This is a genomic window from Kitasatospora sp. MBT66, from assembly GCF_000710405.2.
Classification (GTDB): domain Bacteria; phylum Actinomycetota; class Actinomycetes; order Streptomycetales; family Streptomycetaceae; genus Kitasatospora; species Kitasatospora purpeofusca.
Genome location: NZ_JAIY01000006.1, coordinates 865304 through 867867, shown reverse-complemented (window position 1 = coordinate 867867; position 2564 = coordinate 865304). Strand labels below are relative to the sequence as shown.

3 protein-coding genes and 1 pseudogene are annotated in these 2564 nt (G+C 73.3%); all 4 read right to left on the bottom strand.

What is annotated here, in order from left to right; translation table 11 throughout:
- Positions 1-568: ATP/GTP-binding protein (locus BI06_RS16350; RefSeq protein ID WP_043468793.1), on the bottom strand; the 568-nt coding region annotated here is incomplete at its 3' end.
- Entirely contained in the window at positions 549-974 is a 426-nt protein-coding gene (locus tag BI06_RS16345) for a DUF742 domain-containing protein (RefSeq protein ID WP_030396694.1), read from the bottom strand. The genes BI06_RS16350 and BI06_RS16345, both read right to left, overlap by 20 nt.
- A gap of 161 nt (positions 975-1135) precedes the next feature.
- Complete coding sequence (locus BI06_RS16340; RefSeq protein ID WP_043468791.1) at positions 1136-1549, bottom strand: roadblock/LC7 domain-containing protein; 414 nt, start codon at positions 1547-1549, stop codon at positions 1136-1138.
- Positions 1550-1559: 10 nt separating this feature from the next.
- Positions 1560-2564 (bottom strand): annotated as a pseudogene (locus BI06_RS53610) (hypothetical protein); the annotation flags it as partial.

Genomic DNA, 2564 nt, shown 5'->3' with positions numbered 1-2564 from the left:
GGAGGGCGTGTTCGACGAGGGTGATGAGGGCGCTCTTGGCGCTGTCGCGTCGTCGGGCGTCGAGGGTGATGACGGGGGTTTCGGTGCTGAGCTGGAGTGCTTCGCGGACTTCGTCGGGGGTGTGGGGCTGGTGTCCGTCGAAGCCGTTGAGGGCGACGACGAAGGGGAGTCCGCTGTTCTCGAAGTAGTCGAGGGCGGGGAAGCAGTCGGCGAGGCGGCGGGTGTCGACGAGGACGACGGCGCCGATGGCTCCGCGGACGAGGTCGTCCCACATGAACCAGAAGCGGTCCTGTCCGGGGGTGCCGAACAGGTAGAGGATGAGGTCCTCGTCGAGGGTGATGCGGCCGAAGTCCATGGCGACGGTGGTGGTCGTCTTGCCGGAGACGTGGCTGAGGTCGTCGATGCCGGCGGAGGCGCTGGTCATGACGGCTTCGGTGCGCAGGGGGTTGATCTCGGAGACGGCGCCGACGAGCGTGGTCTTGCCGACGCCGAAGCCGCCTGCGACGACGATCTTCGCGGAGGTGGTGGCGCGGGTGGGGGCGGCCGCGTTAGAGCTTGCGAAGTCCACTGAGGACCCTTTCGAGCAGCGTGACGTCGGGCGTTCCGCCCGACTCGCCCGCGGCGGCGGGCTGGTGGATGGCGACGAGACCGGCCTCGGCCAGGTCGGCCACGAGGATCCGGGCGACACCGAGCGGGACACCGGCGAGCGCGGAGATCTCCGCGATGGACTTGACCTCTCGGCAGAGGTTGACGATCCGGGCGTGCTCGGGCAGCAGGCCACCGGTCCGCTCGGCGGAGCCGGTGGTCGAGATCAGGGCCTCGATCGCGAGCTGGTACCGCGGCCGGGTGCGGCCACCGGTCATCGCGTACGGGCGGACCAGCGGCTGCTGCTCGTAGCCGTCGGACTGCTGCCCGCCGTAGCCGCTGCCGTACCCGTTGCCGTACGAGCCGGCGGGATTCGAAGGCGGGGTCATGGGTCCTCCTTGTGCTGCAGCCTGGGGCAGCCGGTTCCAGCTGGGGCGATGCCAGCTGAGGCGAAATCAGCTGCCTGAGGGTAGCTGAGGGCGGAACGCCGGGTCCGGTCGGGTCGGACCCGGCGGGGAGGTGGGACGGTTGAAGTACCGCTCAGGGCGACTCAGTGCAGGAGACTGCCCTGGAGTTCTGCGCGGAGTGCGGGGGTGAGGACCGCGCCGGCGCGGTCGACGAGGAGGGCCATCTCGTAGCCGACCAGCCCGATGTCGGAGTCGGGGGCGGCCAGGACGGCGAGGGCGGAGCCGTCGCTGACGGCCATCAGGAAGAGGAAGCCCCGCTCCATCTCGACCACGGTCTGGTTGACCTCGCCGCCCTCGAAGATCCGGCTGGCGCCGGTCGTGAGGGAGGTGAGGCCGGAGGCGACGGCGGCGAGCTGGTCCGCGCGGTCGCGGGGGAAGCCCTCGGACATGCACAGCAGGAGGCCGTCCGCGGAGACCACCACCGTGTGCGACACCCCGGGGGTGTTGTCCACGAAATTGGTGATCAGCCAGTTCAGGTTCTGTGCGGCCTGGCTCATCTGATTCAACTCAACGCTCCTGATGATCTGCGGCGTTGCCGTCGGTCCGGCCTCCGAAGCTATCGAACCCGGGCTGCTGGGCACCATGGTGGGAACCGGCCGGGTTGGCCGGCGGCTGACCCGCGGCCTGCTCGGCACCGGCCCGGCGGCCCTGCTGGATGCCGCGGCGCAGGTTGGTCAGGCGGCCGCGCACCTCCTCGGGCGCGCGGGACACCTGCGGACCCGTCAGCGGGGACGACTCGGCGGTCCCGGAGACCAGGTTGGCCTGCGGGGTGCGCCGGGGGAGGCCCGACATGGTGACCCCGCTGGTCGAGGGCTCGCGGACCTGCTCGGCCCGGCGCCAGCGCTCGTCGTTGGCGGACGGGCGCCACGGTGCCTCGCCCGGCTGCGGCTGGCCCGGGACCTGCTGCGGGGCCTGCGGCTGCTGGCCGTGCGGCTGCTGGGCCTGCTGCTCGGGCCGCGACTGCGGAGCCTGGGCCTGCGGTGCCTGCTGCTGGTGCGGCTGCTGGGCCTGCGGTGCCTGGGCCTGCTGCGGCTGCCGCTGCTGCGGTGCCTGCTGCTGCGGGCCCTGCGGTCGCTGCGGCCGGCCCTGGGGGGCCTGTCGCTGACCCTCCTGCGCCGGGAAGCCCGGGGCCGTGGTGCCGGGACGGCGCGGCTGGTACGCCTGCTCGCCCGGGCGGCCCTCCTCGCGGTACCAGCCCTGCTCGGCCGGCGCCCCGCCCTCGGACGGGCCGGACGGCAGCGCCATCGGCTCCTGCCGCACGGGCGGCTGCTGGGGCTGCACCTGCTGCTGAGGCGCCTGCGGCTGCTGGACGTTGCGCTCCGGGCGGCCCGGGTTCGGCACGCTCGGCAGCACCGGCTCCACCAGGCCGAGGCCCAGCGGGTCGCGCGGGTCGATGTCACTGGCCTCGAACCGCGGCCGGGCCATCTGCTGGGTGCTCTCCATCGAGGAGGCGTCGGCGGCCGGCAGCGGCTGGGGCTGCGGGGCCTGCGGCAGCGGCTGCTGCTGGCCCGG